Genomic DNA, 22,835 nt, shown 5'->3' with positions numbered 1-22,835 from the left:
CTATGCCCGACGAACCCGCCCTACCGCTTCCTACCGACGATGAGCTGCGCGCTCGGCTCACCCGGGAGCAATACAACGTCACCCAGAAGGGCGGCACCGAACGAGCGTTCAGTGGTGCCTACTGCCATACCAAGGATCCCGGCACCTACCGGTGCATCGTGTGCGATGCCACCCTGTTCCACTCCGATACCAAGTACGACTCGCACAGTGGTTGGCCCAGCTTTACCGACCCCGCCCAGCGCGACGCCGTGCGCTTGCTCACCGACTCCAGTCATGGCATGACGCGCACCGAGGTGCGTTGTGCGCGCTGCGATGCCCACCTTGGTCACGTGTTCCCCGATGGACCTGGCCCTACGGGCGAGCGCTACTGCATGAACAGCGCCTCCCTCGTGTTGCTGCCCGAAGACTGACAACCGGCGCGTCCGGCGGTAGGATCGAACGTATGTTCGCGCCTCCCGCTCTTACCGATGAACAGGAACAGGCCGCCACCCACGCGGGAGGGCACCTGTTGATCGTGGCCGGTGCGGGTACCGGCAAGACCACCACCCTGGCTGCCCGTCTGGCCCACCTGGTGGACACCGGCGTGGCCCCCGAACAGATCCTGCTGCTCACCTTCAGCCGTCGGGCGGCCGCCGAACTCACCCAGCGGGCCGAAGTGGTGATGGGGGCGCGTATCGCCGCCGCCTGTTGGAGCGGCACGTTTCACGCCATGGCCAATCGCTTCCTCCGCCGTTACGGGCGCGCCATCGGCCTGGAGCCAACCTTTACCGTGCTTGATCAGGCCGATACCGCCGACCTCCTGGCCTACGTACGAGATGAGCATCAACCACCGGATGCGCGACGTCGCCGTCGCACCAACAAAGACGCGCTGGCGGCCATCTGGAGCCGCTGTGTCAACACCCGTCGCCCCCTCGTGGAGGTGCTCGAGCGCTGGTACCCGTGGTGCCTCGACGACGCCGAGGAGTTACGCGTCGTCTACGCGGCCTACCTCCAGCGCAAGCACACCCACCGCGTCCTCGACTACGACGACCTCCTCCTCCACTGGTGGGCATTGCTGCGCACACCCAGCATCCGGCCGTTGGTGGCCGAGCAGATCACCCATGTCCTGGTGGACGAAGTGCAGGACACCAACGCCCTCCAGGGCGACATCCTCGCCGAGTTGGCGGCCCTGGGCGCCACGATGACCGCCGTCGGCGACGATGCCCAGGCCATCTACGGATTCCGAGCCGCCACCGTGCGAAACATCCTGGATTTTCCCACCCGTTTCGGGGCCGATGTGGTCACCCTGACCCGGAATCACCGCTCCACCCCCGAGGTGCTCGCCGCCGCCAACGCCGTGATGGCCGATGCCCTCGAGCGGCACCCGAAGGATCTCCGCGCCGAACGTTCCTCCGGCGCCCGGCCTCGGCTCGTAACCGCCCACGATGAGCACGCGCAGGCCACCGGGGTGTGCGACGCCGTCGTGGAGCGCATGGAAGCCGGCGTGGCCTTGCTCCAGCAGGCCGTCCTGTTCCGCACCAGCCATCACAGCCAGGTCCTCCAGGTGGAACTGACCCTCCGCAACATCCCCTTCGTCCTCTATGGCGGCCTCAAGTTCTTGGAGGCATCCCATGTGAAAGACCTCGTCTGTGCGCTCCGCCTGGTAGAAAACCCGGCCGATGATCTGGCCTGGTTCCGGGTGCTGCAGTTGATCGACGGCATCGGCCCCACCCATGCCCGCGCCATCACCGCCGCCCTGCACAACCACCAAGCCATCGACAACCCCCACCTCAACCCCCTTCTCACTGCCCTCAACACGGCGCGCGCTCCCGCCCTGCGCGCCACCCCGGGGGCTCAGGTGGCCGAGGTGCGCCGCTGGCTCGACGCCCGGGTGGAGCGCCGCCACCGCAACGGCGCCGCCCGCACCGCCGATCTCGACCGGCTCGAACAGGCCGCGGGTACCGCTCCCAGCCTGGAGCGATTCCTCACCGACCTCACCCTCGATCCCCCCTCCTCCACCGGCGACCTCGCCGGCCCGCCTCATCTGGACGACGATTACCTCACCTTGTCCACCATCCACTCAGCCAAGGGGGCCGAGTGGGATGTCGTGCACCTCATCCACCTGGCCGACGGATGCCTGCCGTCGGATATGGCCACCGGACATCCCGAGGAGATCGAGGAGGAGCGGCGCCTCCTCCATGTGGCCATGACCCGGGCCCGTGACGATCTCTGGCTCCATGTGCCATTGCGGTACCACCACCACCGCCAGAACAGCCGCGGGCGGGATGCCCACAGTTATGCCCAACGCTCGCGGTTCATCTCCCCTGCCGTGGCCTCCGAATGCGACGAGACCTTCGCCACGCCTCCCGCCCCCCCGACGGAGACGCAGGAGGTTGCGGTGGCACCAGCAGTGGCCGAGGTGCAGGACTTCCTGGCCGGACTCCTCGAGGCCTGATCTCAGCGCCTATCGCGGCCGAGCGGGAGCGAAGCGCGTATCGTTTGATCCTTCGTGAACGAACCGCCTCTTCGCCGAGATCAACGTCGGGTCCATGTACCCGCCCCCGCCCCGGTTGCCCCCTCCGCGTCGCCCGCGGCGCCCCCGGTCGCCCCGCCCCGCCGGGCCAGCCCCGGCCGCTCGGTCTTCGGAGCACCCGCCGCAACGGGGGCCCCGCCCAGACCCCCCGCAACGGGCCGGGCAACTCCACCACCTCCGAAGAAACCGCGCCCCACCAAGCAGTCGCCTCGCCGTCCGCGTCACCCCAAACTGCGTCGGGTGCTTCTCCTCACGTCGCTGTTCCTGCCGATCGTGTTGCTGCTGGGCCTGCTCCTCGGATACCGCTACGCGGCATCGGTCTACGACAACATCGAAAAGATCCCGCTCTCCAACGTCCTGGCCACCGGCGGAACGGGCACCAACTATTTGATCGTGGGTTCCGACTCGCGCGACCCCCAAGCAATCCTCGATGCGGGGCTCGATCCCGCCGCCTTCGAGGACGGTGGCGGCAGTCGCTCCGACACCATGCTCATCCTCCGGATGAAGGGTTCGACCGCCACGATGATGTCGATACCTCGTGATCTCTACCTTCCCATCGCTGATACCGGCGGCTCCCAAAAGATCAATGCGGCCTATAACGGAGGTCCAGCCCGGTTGGTGAAAACAATCCAGTCTTCCCTGGGTATCCCGATCAACCATTACATGGAGGTGGACTTCGTTAGCTTCTCCCGCCTGGTGGACAGCCTCGGGGGCATCGTGATCGAGTTCCCGAATCCGGCCATCGATACCAATTCGGGGTTGAACATCACCCAGGCCGGACCGAACCTGCTCGACGGGCCCCAGGCTCTTTCCTATGTGCGCTCACGGCACTATGAGGTGGTGGACGGCAACGGAACGGTGAAGCCCATCGAGGTGGCCAGCGATCTCGGCCGGGTGTTGCGCCAACAGCGGTTCTTGACCACCGTCTTCGCCAAACTGGGGGCCACCAAAAACCCGTTCGTGTTGACCGGGGCCGCCAACGATGCCAGCGACGGTCTGCGGATCGACGACTCGCTGGGCCTGATCGAGGCGATCCGACTGGGTTGGCAACTCCGCTCCCTCAACCCCACCTCGGTGGAGTTGCCGGTGACCAGTGGCCGCAACGGGTCGGGCTCGGTGCTCTTCTTGTCGCAACCGGCAGCCGATGCCGCCCTCGCTCAGTTTCGGTGACCAGCCCTCACGCGGGGTAGGCAGCGACCTCAGTGGCTTTGACACTGACCCAGACAGCGGCGCCGATGCCCAGCGCCATCTCCGCTACAGCCGCCGCCGTTACCTCGGCCACCAGAGGCACCGGCCCCGCCACCTGTACCCGCACTCGTTCTCCGTATCCTTCGATGGCCGCGACGGTGCCGCCCCAGATGTTTCGGGGACTGCCGTCGGGGCGATGACGGTAGAGCGCCACCGCGCCGGGCCGGATAGCCACGAATACCGGGCCATCGCCCGGGGCCTCCGCCGCCCGAATGACCCCTCCCCCCGGCACGGCCAGGGCCACACCGCGGGCCTGGGCCGGGAGCAGGTTGGTGCCCCCCAACTCCGCCGCCCAGGTGGTCCGCGGGCGCGCCACCAGATCGCTCAGCACGCCACGGTCGCTCACCTCCCCGTTCTCGATCACCACGACCCGGTCGGCCAACACGGCGGCATCGAGGGGGTCGTGGGTCACCATCACGCACGGACCGTGGTGATGGGCGAGGTGGTCGCGCAGCTCTCGGCGCACCGCCGCACGACGGTGAGAGTCGAGGGCCGCCAGGGGTTCGTCGAGGAGTAACACCATCGGCGCCGGGGCCAATGAGCGGGCCAAGGCCACCCGCTGGGCTTCCCCCCCGGACAACTCGGCCACCGCATCGTTGGCCCGCTCCTCTAGTCCGATGCGCGCCAGCCAGTCGAGTGCCTCTCGGCGAGCGGCGCGACGGGCGGTGCCACCGGCGCGCAGACCGAAGGCCACGTTGTCGGCTACGTCAAGAGCATCGAAGAGCCGCAGGTCCTGGAACACCACGCCGATGGACCGGTCCTCGGGAGGTACGAAGGTGGAGGCGGCGGGCTCGTCGAGTACCTCCTCTCCCAAACAGAGGCGGCCCTCGGTGAGCGGCGACAGACCGCACAACACCCGCAGCAGGGTCGTCTTCCCCGCCCCATTGGGTCCCAGCACCGCCACGGTTTCACCCGGCTCCACCATCAGATCCACCTGCAGGTGCCCGTCACCCATGGGCGCCCCTCCCGCCAGGGCCAACCTCATGTTCCCCCCAGCCAATGATCCCGCAAGGAGGCGAGGACAGTGACCGACACGCCGAGCAGCACGAGGCTGAGCAAAATGGCTGTTTGTTCGTCGGTCTTGAGGGCTTGGTTGATGGCCAACGGCATCGTTCGGGTGCGGCCCTCAAAACTCCCGGCGAAGGTGATGGTGGCCCCGAATTCGCCGAGTGCCCGTGCCCACGACAAGGCCGCTCCCGCGCCCAAGGCGCCGCGTATCGATGGCAACGTCAGGCGCGTCAACACCATGCCCCGAGAAGCACCGAGGGTGAGGGCGGCGTCCTCGTAGCGACGGTCCACTCCCCGCAACGCCGACTCCACGGTGATCACAAAGAAGGGCAGGCTCACGAAGGTGGCCGCTACCACCGCCGCGGTGGTCGTAAAGGCCAGCTGGATACCGAACCAGCGGTCGAGCCACTGGCCCACCAACCCGTCCGGGCCGAAGGCCAGGAGGAGCGCCACCCCGCCCACCACCGGCGGCACCACCATCGGCAGGGTCACGAGCGCCCGAGCCACCCGACGCCCAGGAAAAGCCACGCGCGCCAGCAGCCAGGCGATGGGAAACCCGAAGCCCACACTGAGAAGGAGAGCCCAACCGGAGACCACGAGCGATAGCCGTAGCGCCCGGCGGTTGGCCGGTTGGGCCAGGATCTCACCGGCGGAGGACCACGGAGCCCGGGCCACGAGGGCCACCACGGGAATCACCACCAAGACCAGCAAGGCTGCCCCCCCCACCGCTGCGAGCAGTCCGGTACTCAGGCCTCGGCGGGAACGGCGGGGATGCCCAGCGGGGGGGTTCGGTGCCATCGGTCCCAGGGTAGTCAGGATTTGACTACCGGGGGGACGGTGGTTGGATAGGGGGATGGACCGCGCCCCTGAGACGCGCCGCCTCACCGAATGGGTGCTCCTCGGCCTGCTCGATGAAAGCCCCAACCACGGCTTTGCCCTTGCTCGCCTCCTGGGGCGAGGCGGGGAGATTGGACGGGTGTGGGCGGCCAGTCGGCCCCTCACCTACCGGGCCATCGAGCAACTGGTGGCCGCCGATCTGATCACCCCAGCCCGCACCGAAGCTGGCGACGGACCGGTGCGCACGGTGTATCGACTCCGTCCGGCGGGTCGACGAGCGGTACGTCAGTGGCTGGCGACCCCAGTAGCCCGCTTCCGGGATGTCCGAGCCGAGTTGATAGTGAAACTGCTGCTGCTGGAGCGATCCGATCGGTCCACCGCCACCTTGCTCAGGGATCAGCGAACGGCCTTCGCCGATGCATTGGCCCTCGCCCAGGGCACCGTCGAAACCGATGCCGTGAGTCGCTGGCGCCGCAGCCAGGCCCACGCCATCGAGCGTTTCCTCGAATCAGGGCCCGCCCCGTTCGGTTAGCCCGGCTGCTGTCGGCGTTGCCCTGATGATTGGGGGCAGGCATCAGGGGCGAAACCGCCCACCGGCCGGAGCGAACCGATACTCAAGCGTCCACGGTCACCTGGAGGACCCGGTCGACGAAATCGGCGACGCCATCCGCCCGCTTGTCGCGCCGAATCACTTGGCCGCCGAGCACCTCAGCCCCCAACGCGGTGGCGGCATCGGACATTTTGGTGAGGGCCCGCCCCGGATCGATGGCGTAGGTAAGAAACACGATGGTTCGCTTTCCGGCCAGGGCCGGCAGGGCGCGGATCCGACCCAGGCGACCGGGCCGCTGTCCTACGAGAAGGAGCCCATCCACCCAACTGCCCAGAATCACCACGTCCGCGTTGGACAGCGCCTGGTAATCGATCTGGGTCGTGGGGAACGCCGTGGTGGGAAGCCCCCGCTCGCTCAGGCCCGCGGCGATGGCATAGCCAGCCTTGGCCGTGTTCCCGGTGAGGCTCTCAAAGATCACGACGGCTTCCATAGCTCCCTTTCTCGTCCCTGCTCAGCGGGCGGCTTGTTTGATGCGGGCCATGACGTCATCGGTGAGTTGGGGCATCACCTCGAGGGCCACCATGTTCTCCTGCACCTGTTCCACACAACTCGCCCCGGTGATCACCGTGGAGACATGAGGGTTCTTGGCGCACCAGGCCAGGGAAAGTTGCGACAGGGTGCAATCGAGTTCCTCGGCGATCTGGGCCAGCGCCTTCACCTTCGCGTTGCGGCCTTCGTCGATGAGCATGTCCCGGAGCCACTCATAGCCCGGCAGCGTGGCCCGGCTCCCCTCGGGAATGCCGTTCAGGTACTTGCCCGACAGGAGCCCGGAAGCCAGCGGACTCCAGGTGGTGAGCCCGAGCCCGATGTCCTCGTAGAGACGGGCGTACTCCCGCTCCACCCGCTTGCGTTCGAGAATGTTGTACTGAGGTTGTTCCATCACTGGCTTGCGGAGGTGGTATTTGTCGGCGATGGCCCACGCCGCCCGGATCTCATCCGCCGACCATTCCGAAGTACCCCAGTAGAGGGCTTTTCCTTGGTCGATGATGTCCGACATCGCCCACACCGTCTCTTCAATCGGTGTCTGCGGGTCGGGGCGGTGGCAGAACAGCAGATCCACGAAATCGAGACCGAAGCGCTGGAGCGACCCGTCCACCGAATGCATGAGGTACTTGCGGTTCAGCGTGTTGCGAGTGTTCACCCCTTCGGTAAGCCCCCAAAACACCTTGGTGGACACCACGTAGGTCTCCCGCGCCCAACCGAGTTGGGCAATGGCCTCCCCCATGATCCGTTCGGATTCGCCCCCGGCGTAGGCCTCTGCGTTGTCGAAGAAGTTCACACCGCCTTCCTGGGCGGCTTCGATACAGTCCCGGGCCTTTCCTACGTCGAGTTGGGGTCCGAAGGAAACCCAGGATCCGAAGGAGAGGACACTTACCTTCAGGCCGGAACGGCCCAGTCGTCGATATTCCATTGTCCCTTTCTACCGCTTACCCTGCCGATATGGTTTCCGAGCTGTTCGATGCCGATGTCTGGGCTTCCGTGGAAGGCTTCGACCTCACCGATATCACCTACCACCGGTCCAAGCACCACGGCACCGTGCGCGTGGCCTTCAACCGACCCGAGGTACGCAACGCCTTTCGACCAGGCACGGTCGATGAGTTGTACCGGGTGCTGGACCATGCCCGCCAGAGCCCCGACGTGGGCTGCGTGCTGCTCACGGGCAACGGCCCGTCGCCCAAAGACGGGGGCTGGGCGTTTTGCTCGGGCGGCGACCAACGCATCCGGGGTGCCGACGGGTATCGCTACGCGCAGGGCGATACGGCTAGCACCATCGACCCCACCCAGACCGGCCGTCTGCACATCTTGGAGGTGCAGCGCCTCATCCGCTTCATGCCCAAGATCGTGATCGCCGTGGTTCCCGGCTGGGCCGCCGGGGGTGGCCACAGCCTGCATGTGGTGGCCGACCTCACCCTGGCCTCCCAGGAGCATGCGCGGTTCAAACAGACCGACGCCGATGTGGCCAGTTTCGACGGCGGGTTTGGCTCGGCCTACCTCGCCCGCCAAGTAGGGCAGAAGTTTGCCCGGGAGATCTTCTTCCTGGGCGAGGAGTACAGCGCCGCTGATGCCCACCGGATGGGCATGGTGAACGCCGTGGTTCCCCACGCCGACCTCGAGCGGGTGGCGTTGGAATGGGGGGCCAAGGTGAACGCCAAGAGCCCCACCGCCCAGCGAATGCTGAAGTACAGCTTCAACCTCATCGACGACGGCCTGGTGGGCCAGCAACTCTTCGCCGGGGAGGCCACCCGCCTGGCGTACATGACCGAAGAAGCCACCGAAGGCCGCGACAGTTTTCTCGAAAAGCGGAAGCCCAACTGGGCCCCGTACCCCTGGCACTACTAGGTCGGGTCAGTCCGCCGACTTGGCCCGCTTGGCGCTACGGGCCCGGGTGGTTTGGTCGAGGATCACCTTCCGCAGCCGCACGCTGGTGGGGGTCACCTCAACACACTCGTCTTCGGCAATCAGTTCGAGGGCCTGCTCCAGCGACAGCGCTCGCGGTGGAATGAGTTTCTCGAACGCCTCGGCCGTGGAGGAGCGAATATTGTTGAGTTTCTTCTCTTTGGTCGGGTTGATGTCCATGTCGTCGGCTCGGGAGTTCTCCCCCACGATCATCCCCTCGTAGACCGGCACCCCCGGGCCCACAAACATCACTCCCCGCTCCTGGAGCGCGGTCAGGGCGAAGCCGGTGGTGGGGCCAAGCCGGTCGGCCACCAACGATCCGTTGGGCCGCCCCTTGATCTCCCCGGCCCACGGCTCCATGCGCTCGAACACGTGGTGCAAGAGCCCCGTGCCGCGTGTCTCGGTGATGAACTCGGTGCGGAACCCGATCAAACCTCGGGCCGGCACGAGGTACTCCATGCGCACCCAGCCCGTGCCGTGGTTGATGATCTGCTCCATGCGCCCCTTGCGCAGGGCCAGCAACTGGGTGACCACCCCGAGGAAGTCTTCCGGCACGTCGATCGTGAGCCGGTCGACGGGCTCGTGAATCTTTCCGTCGATCTCCTTGATGAGCACCTGGGGCTTACCCACCGTGAGTTCGAAGCCCTCGCGGCGCATCATCTCCACCAATACTGCCAGTTGCAACTCGCCGCGACCCTGCACCTCCCAGGTGTCGGGCCGCTCGGTGGGCAGCACCCGGATGCTCACATTGCCCACCAGTTCACGATCGAGGCGGGCCTTCACGAGGCGGGCGGTGAGGAGTTTGCCCTCCTTGCCGGCGAGGGGCGAAGTATTGATGCCGATGGTCATCGACAAGCTCGGCTCGTCGATGTGGATCACCGGCAGGGGTCGTGGATCGTTCACATCGGTGAGGGTCTCGCCGATGGTGATCTCGGGGATCCCGGCGATGGCGATGATCTCCCCCGGGCCCGCCTCCTCGGCCGCCACGCGCTCCAGTTCTTCGGTGATGAACAATTCGGTGATCTTGGCTCGTTCAGTGGTGCCATCGGCCCGGCACCACGCCACCGTGTCGCCCTTGTGCAGATGACCGTTCATGATTCGACACAACGCCACCCGACCCAGGTACGGGGAGGAGTCCAGGTTCGTCACGAGGGCCTGGAAGGGGGCTTCGGGATCGAACTCAGGGGCGGGAATCCGCTCGAGCAGGAGGTCGAGGAGCGGCTTCAGGGTGGCACCCTCGGGGAGTCCGGCGCCGTCGGCGGGCCGTTCCATGGACGCTTTTCCCTCCCGGGAAACGCAGTAGACGATCGGGAAGTCAAGTTGGTCGAGGTCGGCTTCGAGGTCGAGGAAGAGTTCCTCCACCTCGTGCACCACCTCGGCGATGCGGGCGTCGGCCCGGTCCACCTTGTTGACCACTAAGACCACCGGCAACTTGGCCTCCAGCGCCTTGCGCAGCACGAAGCGCGTCTGGGGCAGCGGACCTTCCGAGGCGTCCACCAGGAGCAACACCCCATCCACCATCGACAGACCCCGCTCCACCTCGCCACCAAAATCGGCGTGACCGGGAGTGTCGATGATGTTGATCTTCACGTCGCCGTAGGCCACCGAGGTGTTCTTGGCGAGAATGGTGATCCCTTTCTCACGCTCGAGGTCCATCGAGTCCATGACACGCTCGTTCACGTCCTGGTTCGATCGGAAGGCGCCCGATTGCCAGAGCATCTTGTCCACCAGGGTGGTCTTGCCGTGATCAACGTGAGCCACAATGGCCACGTTGCGGAGGTCGGCGCGAGTCGCCATGGGAAGGTTCCTTCGGTCTGCGGGGGGTTGATCAGACTACGGGTTGCCCTGGTTCGGACCCTCATTGACCTACGGCCCTAACGGCCCTGCCCTCGGGCGGCCAACCCTGGGGGGCCTGCTTGCCCCCTGCGATTTCACCGAGTTCACTACAATGGCATGCTCACCGACCAAGTCACCTTCACCGAAGCCGAACTCCTCCTAGACCACCCCATTGCCGAGCCGCTCATCGAGGGCGGCGTGCGCTGCCATGGCGGTTTTGATACCGATGGCACCTACCTTTCGCCCCGCACCCGGTTCCGGATACCCGCCATCGCCGCCTGGCAGGCCCAAAACGCTCAGACCTTCGGCACAGAGCCACTCCTTGTGCCGCTCGATACCTGGCCCGCCCACTTCCCCAATGTGGCCCAAGCCCGCCACCTCATCACCGCCGGAGTCCCCGAGCCGCTCATCGCCACCCTCACCCGCATCGGCACGGTAGAAGGGTTCGGCGCCAACATTCGGTTCCTGCAGCCTGGTGACCTGCAGCCACACTTCGAACAGGACGTGCGCGGCACCGCCCTCGACCACCTCGGCCGGGGCCTGTTCGAAGCTCATGGCCGCGACGAAGCCGGCTGGGAGGAAGAGGCCGGGCACCGCGACATGTGGTTCGCCGCCCGAGACATCGCCTTCCAATCCCCCGCTACCGAGATCGATGTGGATGGCATGCTGGCCCGCATGGGCTTCGGCCCGGCGGGGTCTGGGTCCTCCCCAGAGCCCACCCGTGCCCTCCCCGCCGACATCGACCCCAACCTCGAGATGATCGCTCGGCTCATGATCAGGGTCCTGCTCATTGAGGTGCAGGCCTTCCACACCTTTGCCTGGGCCGAGGAATGGCTATCGGATCCGAATCTGGTGGCTGGCGAGGGCCGCGCCGCCGCCCTGGTGTCGTACATTCGCGCCGATGAGACCCCCCACGTCGATTACCTCCGGACGGCGCTCAGTGAGATGCGTGACTACACCTGGATCGGATCGGGTGGATCGAAGCACCCCGGCACCGAGATGATCGGAACGCTGTGGCAACTTGGCCTCGAACAGTCCCTCGGGGCGGAACGGGAACAGACGCGCGCCTCGGTGCTGGCCGAGGTGGAGCATTGGTGCGGGAAACACCCCCACGGCACGGCCACGCTGGGGGCGTTCCACGCCCTAGCGGACCCGGCATAACACCCGCCACCGCCTTCGCTCCCGCCAACCCGCTGGCGGGGCCTCCGGCGGCGCCGCCGGTGGGACGCCGAGCTGCCCGAGACACGGCCGTCGTGACCGAACTCCACCCGCCGCGCCGGTCCATGGAGCCGAGATGCCCTTGATGGTGAGGATCTGTGAACAAGGGCCAGCGAGGCGGTTGTTCCTGGCGGGCCCTGCCAGAGCAACCGGGCGAGGACCCGCTAGCTACCCGCTGGGTAGTCCGAGCCTCCAAAGGGGGACGGCCCCAGGCGCCTCCTGCCGAAGCGGGAGGCGGCCCGGGGCCGCCAGTCGGACTGGCATCCACCGAGCGATCGTTGCGAACCCGTAGGTTCTCGTGGATCACCCACATCGCCCGTCGGAGCCAAGGCTCTGGCGGGCGATGCCCGTTGGGGGCCAGATCGCCGAAGCGCTCCGACTCCCTCCCGCTGGCGTGCCGGGTTGCCCCAGTTGCCTGACGGACCGTTCAACCCAAGCGGCTTGCGCCTCTCAAATTGAACGGACGGTGGATAACTCGTCCTCCCACAGCGACGGTTTCGGTGCGTTCCTGAGGGTTCTCCATCGGCCGAAGCCTCTGACCACTTCTCGCTCTCGCACCGCTCCATTTCGCTGCGGTAATGCCGATGATGAACCTCGTCGGTGCCGTCGTCAACAACTTTCAGAACATCCCCAGGGTTATCCCCCAACCCTTTTACTTGTCCACACAAAGACGACGGTTCTCCACCTTCTACCCACAGCAACACCCACAGGTGGCACCGCCCAAAACACTCCCGCCGCATCCGGTGGCCTCCATCGACCAGACTCACGGGATGGTCCACTCCCCGATGTATCGAGCCGGCGACTACGAAACACTGCGGGTGGAACGGGATGCCGAATTGGACGGCCTGCTCACCATCACGCTCAACCGACCGGCCAAACTCAACGCCCTGACCATCGCCCTGCACGACGAATTGCAGGATCTGTGTGCAGGCCTCGAAACCGACCCCACCGTGCGGGTGGTGGTACTCACCGGGGCCGGCCGAGCGTTCTCCGCCGGGGCTGACCTATCCGACCGTCGACCGCTGCCCCCGGTCAATGACCTTGACCGCCAGGCCCGGACGCACCTCGGGGGACGAACCTGCGAGATGCTCGATCGCCTCCCCCAAGTCACTATCGGGGCCGCCAACGGCCTCGCCATCGGTGGTGGTGTGGTGCTGTTGACCTGCTGCGACCTTCGGCTCGCCGCCGCCTCCGCCTGGTTCTCGATTCCCGAGGTGGAACTCGACCTCCCCCTGACCTGGCAGGCCCTGCCCCGTTTGATGCGCGAGTTGGGGCCGGCCCGCACGCGGGAGGTAGCGATGCTCTGCGAGCGCTTCACGAGCGCCGAGGCGGCGGCCTGGGGCTTGGTCAACTATGTCCACCCCGACGCCGAGTTCCCCATGGCCGTGCACACCATGGCGGCTCGGCTCCTGTCGATGGACCCGCTCAGCCTCTCATCCACCAAACGGGCCTGTGCCGCCCTAGCCAACGCCATGGTGCCCAAAGAGGTGAGCTGGAGCGATGCCGAGATGATGCTTCTCGCCCACCGGCAACAGGCCCTGCGGCGCGACGGATAACCCCTCCCACCCCCTCGCGCCCCATGCCGCCATCGCCATAAGTGGTGGGCGCTGCCGGGTTCGAACCGACGACCTGCTCGGTGTAAACGAGCTGCTCTACCAGCTGAGCTAAACGCCCGGGAACCGAACCATTGAGGTCCGACCGTGGTCACGGCACCGTAGCGGGTTCACGCGCGCTCCACGCCGCCCCGGTTCGGAACGAGACGGTGTTAGGCCCTCACTCAGCGAGCCGCCAGGTCCCGCACAGGGTCAATGTCCCTCCGGGGTCGACCGGCCGCCACGATGGCGTACATCGACGGACCCACCGGAAACAGAGCCGTATGGCCAGCGCAGCGATCACCCACCGCGACGGGCGTCCGAGGTGACTTCAGGATCATCGCACTGGCGATCTGCTCCACCTCGAGAAGGGATACAGGCACATCGATACAAGCCGTGATGCCCCCGTCGGGAGCCTTGCTCAGCGCCACCACCACGCCGATGCGACGGGCGAGGTGCCCCGTCACATGGTGACCCAGGTAACAAGTGGGCACTACGCGTTGGGAGTCTTCACCGGCGAGGCGATGGTTGGCCCGCTCAATGTCGTTATCGAGCATGCCCCCACCGTGGTCCGTCACCAGGATCGTGTAGCCCGCTGAGGTGCGGCACCCGCTCACCTCGACGGGCCGTTGCGGCGGCGAGTACGACAAGGCATTCTCGATGAGTTCGGCCATCACATGCACCAGGGCCGGGGCCTCGACGCCGTGGATGGACGCCGGGTCGAAATGACCCACCTCTACCCGTTCGTGCCCTTCAACCTCCCCCCGGGCTTCGTGCATGGCATCGGACAGTCGCATCGGTTGCGTACGCGATGACGGGAGATCGCTACCGGCCAGCACCCGTCGCGACTCGGCCCTTCGGCGCTGCCCAGGCGTGGGGTCGCCCTTTCCGGATTGGTCGGCCCTGCCGCCGGGGTCGGGTGTGTGGCGCGGCGGAGCGGCGCTGGTCCCTTCCGGCTCGGCGGTTGGCATGGGCCGATGCACGGCCAGCGTCGATGCGCCGGTCGTTGTCGTGTCCGTCTTGACCATGGTCAATCGGCCGAACCTCTGAACGAGGGCCAGCAGCAGGAGAACCGCGCTAATCGCCAACACCATGTTCCACGACAGTGGGACGGGCATCGGTGAGGGGGTGAGCATCGGCATGACGGGAAACCCGGGATTCTCCTAGTCGGACTGGACGAGAGCTGACCGTTGCCCCGCCCAGCGGCGGTTGGTGGCAGCGGGGGCGAGAGCGGCCACCGGGGCCAGCGGGGCCGCCGGAACAACAACAGCCACCGGAACAACAACGGCCGCCGGGGCCACCGGAACAACAACGGCCGCCGGGGCCACCGGAACAACAACGGCCGCCGGAACCTCCGGAGGAGCGGTGTGCTCCAGATCTCGCCAGAGCATCGCCGCCGGAATCGCCGTCCCCACCGAGGCAGGCAGTTCGATCGCCCAGGCCAGGATGGTGGGGTCCTCGGAGAGCATCACGATCTGACGGTCGTCGGCGGCCTGTACGAGGGTGTGGAGCAACGCTTCGGTGGCGGCAGCGTCGAGATGGCCAAACGGCTCGTCGAGCACCACCAGTAGATCGGGATTGGCGGTCTGCAGCACCGTCTCGAATCCTGCGATCAGGTCCTCGCCCACCACCTCATCGGCCACCGTGTCGGCCAGGAGGGCAGCCGCACGCGCGTCAGCGAGGCGCCGCGAGGTGGTCGCAACGTCGGTCTCGGCCTGGCTCCGGGCGGGGTCGAATGAACTGGCGTGATGCTTGAGGCGGCCCACCAACCCGGTGAGGTCCTCCATCGGATCCCCCGCGAACCGCTCGCCGCTGGGTAGTTCCTCGGCGAGTTGCCGGACCTTCCGGGCTACGCCACGAACCACCAACGCCGCTGCTTCGAGATTCCCTTCAGCCGAGGCAAAACCCTCCGTGGTGCGATCCATCTCGCGTTCGCTGGCCTGTTGGGCCAGCACGAGGGAGCCGGTGGCTCCGTCAAGTTGGCGACGCATCAGCGCCAGGGCTTCCACTTCCTCGGCGCGAGCCGCATCCTGGCTGGCGCGTTGGCTGAGTTCACTCTCCACCGCTGCCACCGAGCCCCGTGCCAACTGGAGTTCCTCGGCCAGGCGGTCCACCTCCCACTCGGCTGAACGAAGATCTACCTCGTAGGTCATCTCATCCCGATCGTCCGCCCCGGAATGGCTCTGACTACTCCCCGCCGCGTGGCGCGCACCGTCGGTCTCTGCCTCCCCGTCGAGCACCACCCCTTGGCTCTCCACATAGGCGGCGGCCGCCGATCCGAGATCGATCCCGGCGGGGTGGATGCCTGCCGCGACGAGGGCCTCCAGGAGGTCGGTCTGCAGGCTCGGGGCCACCCGTCGGTGTGCTTTGAGGAGTTCCTGCGTGCGGCCAAGTGGGTCCACCCCGAGGAGCTCAACCACCATGGCGTACAACCGCTGGCGCTCGGACTCAAGGTGTTGGTGCTCGGGCGAGCCCGCCGAGGCCTCCGTGAGAGCACCTAAGGCGGCGGCGGCGCTCTGGCGCTCGCGATTCAGGCCAGCGTGGCGGGGATCCACCACGCCCGAGCGGCCGCCGGAGATGACCACATCGATGTAGCCCGCGAACCCGTGGTGGGCCAACAGCGCCCGTTCGGCGGCCCGCACTTCAGCCACCCGCATTCTCGTAGCCGTCGCCCCCCAGCGACGACCCAACCGGTCCTCGGCCTCCACCACCGCGGCATGAGCTGCGTCTAGTGCCGCACGCTCTGGGGCACTGAGGGTGTTGGCCCGCATGGCTCGCTCAATCTCAACAAACTCTGCTTCTGCCACGGCCAGTCGAGTGCGGGCGCTGAGGAGTTCCTCCTCGCTGGGAGCAACACCAGCCACCGGCAGCTCTGCGAAGTCGGCCTCTAGGTCCCGCCAGGCCTCGGCGAGGGCCGTGGCCGTCGGATCCACCTCGTCAAAGCCCGCTGAAACCGAACGCAACGCCACGAGGGCATCCACCACCGCCGTCAGTACGGGATCGTCCCTTCGTTCAACCGGAGCCGAGGTTGCCTCCACTACTGGGGATGCGAGGATCACCAACGGGGTGCCTCTTGGGGCCGTGGCCTGACGATCCGCTAGACAGACCTCCGCATCGTGGTGGGCCCGGATGGCCTGTTCGACGGCCCGACCGGCGGCTGTGAGTTCGCTCCGCAGGGCTCCTTCGTCCATCCCCACCTCTGGTGTGTGATCCAGGTGGCGATCGGCTCGGCTAATGGCCTCCTCCAATGCCTCGCGCTGCTGGAGGACCTGGGCCACTTCGTGGTTGGCCGCGGCCTGCTCCTGCCGCCGCCGGTCCAGGAGGGCCTCGGCATCCTGGAGTGCCTCCTGGCCGCTCCTGACGGTGGCTTCGGTCTCCTCTACCCATATCGCCCCGTCGAGCAGAGCCTTCTGTCGACTGCTCAGCGCCACCAGTTCACGCGAGGCCGTTTCATGCTGCTCGCCCGCGGCGGTCACCTCCGCGGCCAGGCGCACTTGGCGCTGCGCTCGGTCGGCGGCCCGGCGCTGCGTGAATCCCACCGTCGCCGTCCGCAGATCGGCCGAGTCCAGCACCACCGCCGAAACCGCGCCGCTCGCCTCCCCAGATGGCGCGGCGAAGAGTTGCAACAACGCCGCGCGTTCCGCACGGCTGGAGAGGGTGATGGTGAGTCGCTGATGGAGGCTGCGGAGGCGAGGGCGAGAGGGCAAGTTCGTCGACATGTTGTTGGGTTCCCGACTCCCAACACAGTCCGTGTTGCCGAAAGCGGGCGTTGGCTTGGTATCGACCGGGAACAACCAACACTTGAGACCATCCCTACTGGTTCAGAAACCGCCCTCTACAGTCGATGAAGGACCACAGCCCCAAGGTAGGGGCCACAGCTAACGGAGGATCCCGTGTCGGTGAGAAATCGTCCCACCGAGGGTGAGGGTACGGTCGACCTAACTCGTCGGTATCTCAGCGAATTAGGTAATTTCCCGCTCCTCACCGCCGAGCAAGAGGTAGAACTCGCGCAGGCCATCGAAGCCGGTCGGCTGGCCGAGGAAGAACTGGCCACCACCACCCCCTCGCGGGCACACAAGACGCGACTCGAGAAGCACGTGGCGGCCGCCGAGTTGGCTCGCAGCACCTTCATCCAATCCAACCTGCGGCTAGTGGTGTCGATCGCCAAGCGATATCAGGGCACGGGAATGACGCTTCTAGACCTGATCCAGGAGGGAAACCTCGGGCTGATGCGAGCCGTAGAGAAGTTTGACTACCGCAAAGGTTTCAAGTTCTCCACCTACGCCACCTGGTGGATTCGCCAGTCCATCGGCCGAGGTATCGCCGACAAGGCCCGCACCATCCGGCTTCCTTCCCACCTCGTGGACACGATGTCGGTGCTCTCGAAGGCCTCGGCCACCCTGCTCAAAACGCTCGGGCGCGAACCCACACCCGCCGAGTTGGCGGAGGACACCGGGATGCGCCTTGATCGAGTGGAGTTGGCCCTCCAGGCGTCTCCTGATCTCATCTCGTTGTCGGTGCCCATCGGCGAAGACGATGCCGAACTGGGCGACATGCTGGCCGACGATAACGCCGAGGCTCCCTTTGACGCCGCCGCGCTTTCCCTGGCCAAGTCCGACCTCCACAACCTTCTCGATTTCCTTAATCCCCGAGAGCGGGAAATCCTCTCGCTCCGCTTTGGGCTGGAGGGCGGGCACCCGCTCACCCTGGATGAGGTCGGGCGTCGCTACAACGTCACTCGTGAGCGCATTCGCCAGATTGAGGCGAAGGCACTCACGAAGTTGCGCCATCCGTGTTCCGCCCAGCATCGTCGCCTGGTCTCCTCGCTGAGGAACTGAGCCCGTCGGCATCCACTCGGGCGGCGACCACGAGCGCCCCACTGGCCTCGGTCTGTAGCTCGGGAAGCGCGTCGGGTTGGAACCAGCCCACTTCCAAGATTTCGGGCGACATGGGGCGGGCCAACGTTGGGTCCACCCCCTCGGCCAGCACGGCCCGAAAGATCACGTCAACACGTTGGGCGTCGGCGTCCACCACCACCTGGGGCTCCCGGATCAATCGAACCGTCACCCCGACCTCCTCGGCCACCTCCCGTCGGGCCGCTTCGGCGGTGGTCTCGCCCCGTTTGAGAAGCCCACCGGGAAGACCCCAACGGTCCCGGTAACTGAGGCGCACCAGCAGGAGAGCTCCGTCGGTCCGCTCGATGATGCAGATGGCGCCCACGGTGAACGACGGGGCAATGGTGCGGACCACCCGGCGGCGCAGACGGACGGGAAGCCGACGGAACACGGCGAGGGCACCACGATGCAGGGAAGCGATCACGGGGTCAGGTTACGAGGCGTTCCGCCGCCCACGGCCCATGATCAGCGAAGCGACGGCGGGCCACCACGGCCTCAGTCAATAATGCCGGGGTGGCCGCCGCCACGGGGGTGCGCCGAACGGCATGATCGATGGTGATGAGGGGCCGATCGTAGGCGTCCACCACGGTCGCGCCGGCTTCGGCACAGATGAGGAGACCACCGAGGTAATCCCAGGCCCCGTGGGCGCTGGGGCTGCAGTCGACATAGGCATCGAGGCGGCCGCCGGCCACCGCACAGAGATCGAGCGCAATGGCACCGAGGGCCCGGAACTGCTTCCAGCCGAACCAGACGGGCGGATACCCCGACAGTCCCACCATGGCCTCGCCGAGGCTGCGGCAGGCGCTGGGCCGCAGGGCCACGCCATCGGCCCGGGCTCCCGCGCCCCGCACGGCTTCAAACCGGGTGCCGCTGGAGTGATCAACCACTACCGCCACTCGGGCGCCGTCGCCATCCACCGCGCAGAGACTGGTGGCGTACCACGGCAGGCCTCGGCTGGCGTTGGTGCTGCCATCCACCGGGTCCACCACCACGATGATCGAGCGCTCGGCGTGATGCAGACCCGACTCCTCACTCATGGCTCCGAGTCCGGCACGATCAATCACGGCGAGAGCGGCGGTATCGGCGGCCAGATCCGAGAGGTACTGCCCCGGGTGGGTACCCGCACTCCCCCAGTCCGCCAAGCCCGAAAGCGCAACCTTCACCGCCGAGGCGGCTTCGTGGAGTACCTCGAGGAGAATCTCGTCTTTCATCGCTCTTTAGCGTACGGGTTCCCGGGCGCGTGGCAATGTGGGGGGCCATGGCTGCCATCGATATTGCCGGATTCGTCGCCGACCTCAAGGACCATGCCGTGGACCACGGCTTCCATGTGCATGACGAACGCCATTTCGTAGAGACGTACTCGCTGCGCCAGGCCTGGGAAGTGGACCTGCACCCCGAAGAGGCCTGTGGTGGCCCGCTCGATCTCCATCTGTCCTTAGAGGTCGACCCGCGCGTGCTGCTGTCCTTTGAGGACCTCATCGTGACCCTGCCCGAGGACGACGATCCGCCCGAGGGATTTTGGTTCCCTCTCTTGTTCACCTGGTCGCTACCACCGCTTCCGCACGGTCCCGATCTCCTCTTGCTAGCCACCGACCTCGCCGGTGTGGGAGGAGCCGAGTTCCCCCTGGAGGTGTCGGCCATCGATTCCTACCCGTCGGCCACCGACCCCTCGGAACGCAGCCTCACCGTCGTGGCTCGTATCGAGGTGTCTCTCTCGCATGTGTTCAGCGGTCAGGAACAACTGTGTGTGGTGTTGGATCGCTGCGCCGAGGTGAGCCACCACCTCCTCGACCGGGCTCCCGGCTGGCTCGGCGACGACGCCTAGACACCGGCAGGCAACGTAGGTGCCCCGGCCCAGCCAAAGACGCCTTCGCCCTAGATTCGACGTAGGGGGACTCCTCGTGACCATTCTGTGACCACCGCTGGGTGGCGTTTGCCCCACCGGCGACCAGTGGCCCTATCGCTACGGCGTGAACCCTTGAGGCCAGATAGTGACCGCATCCCATTCGGATCCGGTCAGGTTGGCGCCGGACAGGGTGGCGCCGGACAGGTTGGCGCCGAAAAGGCGGGCGTAGTACAGGTTGGCGCCGGACAGGTTGGCGCCGGACAGGTTGGCGCCGGACAGGGTGGCCTCGGACAGGGTGGCGCCCCACAGGTTGGCGTTGGTCAGGTTGGCGCCGGACAGGTTGGCGCCGGACAGGTCGGCCCCGGACAGTTCGAAGCCGGACAGGTTGGCGCCGGACAGATCGGCTTGGCTCAGGTCGGCGCCGGACAGGATGGCGTTGGACAGGTTGGCCCGGGACAGGTTGGTGACGAACAGATTGGCGCCTTGCAGGTCGGCGCCGGCCAGGTCGGCACCGGACAGGTCGGCGCCAGCCAGGTTGGCGTTGGGTTCGATCGTGTAGCCATTCACGAGCATTTCGACCTCTAGCCCCTCATTGCTAGTAACTGCTATCGGCGAACCTAGCCTCTACCGTCTCCGCTGATGACTGGGTTCCTGGCCGCCCCGTTGCCCCCTAAGGCGATCCGTGGCGACCAGTGGCACTACCCGGCCCCACGTTTTCGCCAGCCTTAACCCTGCCGGCACCTGATCCGGCGTGAGCGCCCCAGTGATCCGATCGTCGAACGTGTCGAGTTCGAGGTCGAGCCACTGGTGCCGTTTCCGTTCGATGAGGTCGAGCGTGATCCTCTCGTGATCCCGCAACCATTTCGTGCGGGCCACGTTGCGGCCCACCTCGCCGACCACCGCCAGTCGGTCCACTTCGTACACGTCGAACAGTGTGTGTTCGGCGGTTTCGTACTCGGCGGTCACTTCCACAACAGCCACCGCATAGGCAGCCAGGTCACCCCGGCGGCTCTCCGCCCAGGCGAGCGTTTCGTAGGCAGCCAGGTAACGGCTTCCGGTTTCGCTGGTGGCCCCGTCGACCGGGCCGACGGTGGTGAGGCTCGACGACCTATAACCCGATGACCGGCTGCGCGACCGACGAGCGGTATGTGGTCCCGTTACCGAGCTGCCCGGAGTTGTTGTAGCCCCAGCATCTGACGGTCCCGCCCAACATCAAAGCACACGAATGGAAGGCGCCGGCGGTGACGGCGATAGCGGTGAGGGGGGTTCAGGGCGTCGGGGTGACGGTGTTGGTCACCTTCGAGTAGCCACCAGTCCCGACCGCATTGATGGCCCGGACCCGGAACCGGTACGTGGTGCCGTTCATGAGCCCAGTGACGGTCTGGGTGGTCGCCGTCGAGGTGAACGTCTGCGGCGCCAGCGCGTAGTACCCGATGTACGGGGTCACCACGTAACCCGTGATCGGCGAACCACCATCGGACACCGGAGCCGTCCACGACACCGTCGCCGCACCGGCCCCAGCCACCGCGGCACCTATGGTCGGCGCCCCAGGCGCGGTCGCGGCTGGTGTGACCGGGTTGCTGATCCTCGACATCGGTCCGGTGCCGAAGGCGTTCCTAGCCGCCACCTTGAACCGGTACGTGGCGCCGTTCATGAGCCCAGTGACGGTCTGGGTGGTCGCCGCCGAGGTGAACGTCTGCGGAGCCAGCGCGTAGTACCCGATGTACGGGGTCACCACGTACCCGGTGACGGCCAGCGAGCCGTTCGGCGACGGCGCGCTCCAGTTGACCGTCGCGCTGCCGTTGCCTGCGGTGGCGTTGCGCTGGATTGTGGGCGCAACAGCCAAGAGCGGCGCAACCGGGACCGATTGCCAAGCCGGGTTGCCATCGTGGACGCTCCCGGGCACGGCTTCAGGGTCCGTCACCAGAGTTTGATCAGTGCCATCAGCGTTCATCACATAAACCTGGGACCAGCTGTACGAGCCGTAACTAAATGCGATGCGGGTGCCATCCGGCGACCACGACGGTTCAAAGTCCCATACGGGGTTGTTGGTGAGGCGGGTTTGTCCGCTGCCATCCGCGTTCATCACATAAACCTCGTAGTTGTAGTTGCCGTCCCGGCCGCTGGTGAATGCGATGCGGGTGCCATCCGGCGACCACGACGGGCCAAAGTCGGTACCGGGGCTGTTGGTGAGGCGGGTTTGTCCGCTGCCATCCGCGCCCATCACATAAACCTCGTAGTAGCCGTTCCGGGCGCTGGTGAATGCGATGCGGGTGCCATCCGGCGACCACGACGGTTCCAAGTCGTCGTAGGGGTTGTTGGTGAGGCGGGTTTGTCCGCTGCCATCCGCGCCCATCACATAAACCTCGAAATTGCCGTCCCGAAGGCTGTCGAATGCGATGCGGTTGCCATCCGGCGACCACGACGGGCGACTGGACGCGTCCAAGCGACCGGTGAGCTGGGTTTGTCCGCTGCCATCCGCGTTCATCACCCAAATAGCTGCGCTGTCGTCCTCGATCGATATTTTGGTGAATGCGATGCGGGTGCCATCCGGCGACCACGACGGCAACTCGCCACCGGCGAGGGTGTTGGTGACCCGGGTTTGATCGGTGCCATCCGCGTTCATCACATAAATGTTGTGGTAACCGAAAGGCCCATAAGCGGTGTAGGCGATTTTGCCGTTGCTACCGGGGAACTGACCGGCACCGGCCGGGTTTGAACCCGACAATGCAACGACACCGCTCAACAACGCCAACCCGGCAACAACCACTACCGCACAAAACCGTTTCGATTGAACTCCCCCGGATCGACCACGAAAACTGTCGACCGAACCCTA

The 22,835-nt window shown here is 66.4% G+C and carries 21 protein-coding genes, 1 tRNA gene and 2 pseudogenes; 9 read left to right on the top strand and 15 right to left on the bottom strand.

All coding sequences use genetic code 11. From position 1 onward, the window contains the following. The first annotated feature begins 2 nt into the window (after positions 1–2). Positions 3–410: a peptide-methionine (R)-S-oxide reductase gene (msrB, locus tag EXQ71_03985; protein ID MSO86665.1), complete on the top strand. Its 408-nt coding sequence runs from the start codon at positions 3–5 to the stop codon at positions 408–410. A 32-nt stretch (positions 411–442) separates the two neighbouring features. Beyond that, a complete protein-coding gene (locus tag EXQ71_03980) occupies positions 443–2,434 on the top strand; it encodes an ATP-dependent helicase (protein ID MSO86664.1) in 1,992 nt (663 codons plus the stop codon). Between the two features lie 139 nt (positions 2,435–2,573). Here the strand turns inward: EXQ71_03980 and EXQ71_03975 are convergent. Further along, a pseudogene (locus EXQ71_03975) lies at positions 2,574–2,664 on the bottom strand (chitin-binding protein). An 88-nt stretch (positions 2,665–2,752) separates the two neighbouring features. Here EXQ71_03975 and EXQ71_03970 point away from each other — a divergent pair. Then, entirely contained in the window at positions 2,753–3,682 is a 930-nt protein-coding gene (locus tag EXQ71_03970; GenBank protein ID MSO86663.1) for a LytR family transcriptional regulator, read from the top strand. A 7-nt stretch (positions 3,683–3,689) separates the two neighbouring features. On the opposite strand, the gene EXQ71_03965 is transcribed toward EXQ71_03970, so the two are convergent. Further along, the gene (locus EXQ71_03965; GenBank protein MSO86662.1) at positions 3,690–4,745 is read right to left on the bottom strand and encodes an ABC transporter ATP-binding protein; all 1,056 of its coding nucleotides are present in this window, start codon (positions 4,743–4,745) and stop codon (positions 3,690–3,692) included. Further along, positions 4,742–5,566, bottom strand: coding sequence for a molybdate ABC transporter permease subunit (gene modB / locus EXQ71_03960; protein ID MSO86661.1), 825 nt, complete (start codon positions 5,564–5,566; stop codon positions 4,742–4,744). The genes EXQ71_03965 and modB overlap by 4 nt, the downstream gene beginning before the upstream one ends. Positions 5,567–5,621: 55 nt before the next feature. Here modB and EXQ71_03955 point away from each other — a divergent pair, with 55 nt between their 5' ends. Then, complete coding sequence (locus EXQ71_03955; GenBank protein ID MSO86660.1) at positions 5,622–6,137, top strand: PadR family transcriptional regulator; 516 nt, start codon at positions 5,622–5,624, stop codon at positions 6,135–6,137. 82 nt (positions 6,138–6,219) lie between these two features. On the opposite strand, the gene EXQ71_03950 is transcribed toward EXQ71_03955, so the two are convergent. Beyond that, the gene (locus EXQ71_03950) at positions 6,220–6,645 is read right to left on the bottom strand and encodes a hypothetical protein (protein ID MSO86659.1); all 426 of its coding nucleotides are present in this window, start codon (positions 6,643–6,645) and stop codon (positions 6,220–6,222) included. A gap of 21 nt (positions 6,646–6,666) precedes the next feature. Next, complete coding sequence (locus EXQ71_03945) at positions 6,667–7,626, bottom strand: aldo/keto reductase (protein ID MSO86658.1); 960 nt, start codon at positions 7,624–7,626, stop codon at positions 6,667–6,669. A gap of 29 nt (positions 7,627–7,655) precedes the next feature. Between EXQ71_03945 and EXQ71_03940 the strand changes: the two genes are divergently transcribed. Continuing rightward, positions 7,656–8,555 (top strand): 1,4-dihydroxy-2-naphthoyl-CoA synthase, encoded by a 900-nt coding sequence (locus EXQ71_03940; protein MSO86657.1) that lies wholly within the window; start codon positions 7,656–7,658, stop codon positions 8,553–8,555. A 6-nt stretch (positions 8,556–8,561) separates the two neighbouring features. Here EXQ71_03940 and typA read toward each other — a convergent pair whose 3' ends face one another. Continuing rightward, positions 8,562–10,409, bottom strand: a complete 1,848-nt coding sequence (gene typA, locus EXQ71_03935; GenBank protein ID MSO86656.1) for a translational GTPase TypA — start codon at positions 10,407–10,409, stop codon at positions 8,562–8,564. A gap of 156 nt (positions 10,410–10,565) precedes the next feature. On the opposite strand from typA, the gene EXQ71_03930 reads away from it, so the two are divergent. Together EXQ71_03930 and EXQ71_03925 are read left to right on the top strand one after the other, a co-directional pair. Beyond that, positions 10,566–11,609 (top strand): hypothetical protein, encoded by a 1,044-nt coding sequence (locus EXQ71_03930; protein MSO86655.1) that lies wholly within the window; start codon positions 10,566–10,568, stop codon positions 11,607–11,609. Between the two features lie 635 nt (positions 11,610–12,244). Next, entirely contained in the window at positions 12,245–13,222 is a 978-nt protein-coding gene (locus EXQ71_03925) for an enoyl-CoA hydratase/isomerase family protein (GenBank protein ID MSO86654.1), read from the top strand. A gap of 42 nt (positions 13,223–13,264) precedes the next feature. Here EXQ71_03925 and EXQ71_03920 read toward each other — a convergent pair. The 3 genes and pseudogenes from EXQ71_03920 to EXQ71_03910 all read right to left on the bottom strand — a co-directional run bounded on the left by EXQ71_03920 (position 13,265) and on the right by EXQ71_03910 (position 14,617). Beyond that, a tRNA-Val gene (locus EXQ71_03920) sits at positions 13,265–13,340 on the bottom strand. Between the two features lie 103 nt (positions 13,341–13,443). After that, positions 13,444–14,394 carry an ATP-binding protein gene (locus EXQ71_03915; protein ID MSO86653.1) on the bottom strand — a complete coding sequence of 317 codons (951 nt, stop codon included), beginning with the start codon at positions 14,392–14,394 and terminating at the stop codon, positions 13,444–13,446. Between the two features lie 97 nt (positions 14,395–14,491). After that, a pseudogene (locus EXQ71_03910) lies at positions 14,492–14,617 on the bottom strand (RNA-binding S4 domain-containing protein). Positions 14,618–17,151: 2,534 nt separating this feature from the next. On the opposite strand from EXQ71_03910, the gene EXQ71_03905 reads away from it, so the two are divergent. Further along, a complete protein-coding gene (locus EXQ71_03905) occupies positions 17,152–18,096 on the top strand; it encodes a sigma-70 family RNA polymerase sigma factor (GenBank protein MSO86652.1) in 945 nt (314 codons plus the stop codon). Here EXQ71_03905 and EXQ71_03900 read toward each other — a convergent pair. Together EXQ71_03900 and EXQ71_03895 are read right to left on the bottom strand one after the other, a co-directional pair. Beyond that, positions 18,032–18,577, bottom strand: coding sequence for an NUDIX domain-containing protein (locus EXQ71_03900; protein ID MSO86651.1), 546 nt, complete (start codon positions 18,575–18,577; stop codon positions 18,032–18,034). The genes EXQ71_03905 and EXQ71_03900 overlap by 65 nt on opposite strands. A 4-nt stretch (positions 18,578–18,581) precedes the next feature. Next, positions 18,582–19,364: a hypothetical protein gene (locus tag EXQ71_03895; GenBank protein MSO86650.1), complete on the bottom strand. Its 783-nt coding sequence runs from the start codon at positions 19,362–19,364 to the stop codon at positions 18,582–18,584. A gap of 47 nt (positions 19,365–19,411) precedes the next feature. On the opposite strand from EXQ71_03895, the gene EXQ71_03890 reads away from it, so the two are divergent. Next, positions 19,412–19,978: a hypothetical protein gene (locus EXQ71_03890; GenBank protein ID MSO86649.1), complete on the top strand. Its 567-nt coding sequence runs from the start codon at positions 19,412–19,414 to the stop codon at positions 19,976–19,978. A gap of 138 nt (positions 19,979–20,116) precedes the next feature. On the opposite strand, the gene EXQ71_03885 is transcribed toward EXQ71_03890, so the two are convergent. From EXQ71_03885 to EXQ71_03870, 4 genes are all read right to left on the bottom strand, one after another. Continuing rightward, positions 20,117–20,572 (bottom strand): pentapeptide repeat-containing protein, encoded by a 456-nt coding sequence (locus tag EXQ71_03885; protein ID MSO86648.1) that lies wholly within the window; start codon positions 20,570–20,572, stop codon positions 20,117–20,119. Between the two features lie 51 nt (positions 20,573–20,623). After that, positions 20,624–20,980 (bottom strand): hypothetical protein, encoded by a 357-nt coding sequence (locus tag EXQ71_03880; GenBank protein ID MSO86647.1) that lies wholly within the window; start codon positions 20,978–20,980, stop codon positions 20,624–20,626. 127 nt (positions 20,981–21,107) lie between these two features. After that, positions 21,108–21,251 (bottom strand): hypothetical protein, encoded by a 144-nt coding sequence (locus EXQ71_03875; protein MSO86646.1) that lies wholly within the window; start codon positions 21,249–21,251, stop codon positions 21,108–21,110. 15 nt (positions 21,252–21,266) lie between these two features. After that, entirely contained in the window at positions 21,267–22,769 is a 1,503-nt protein-coding gene (locus EXQ71_03870) for a hypothetical protein (GenBank protein ID MSO86645.1), read from the bottom strand. Positions 22,770–22,835 lie beyond the last annotated feature (66 nt).

It is taken from the genome of Acidimicrobiia bacterium, from assembly GCA_009694375.1.
In the GTDB taxonomy this organism is placed as follows: domain Bacteria; phylum Actinomycetota; class Acidimicrobiia; order Acidimicrobiales; family VFJN01; genus VFJN01.
The sequence above is the reverse complement of the archived record's forward strand: the minus strand, read 5'-3'. Positions and strand labels throughout refer to the sequence as shown.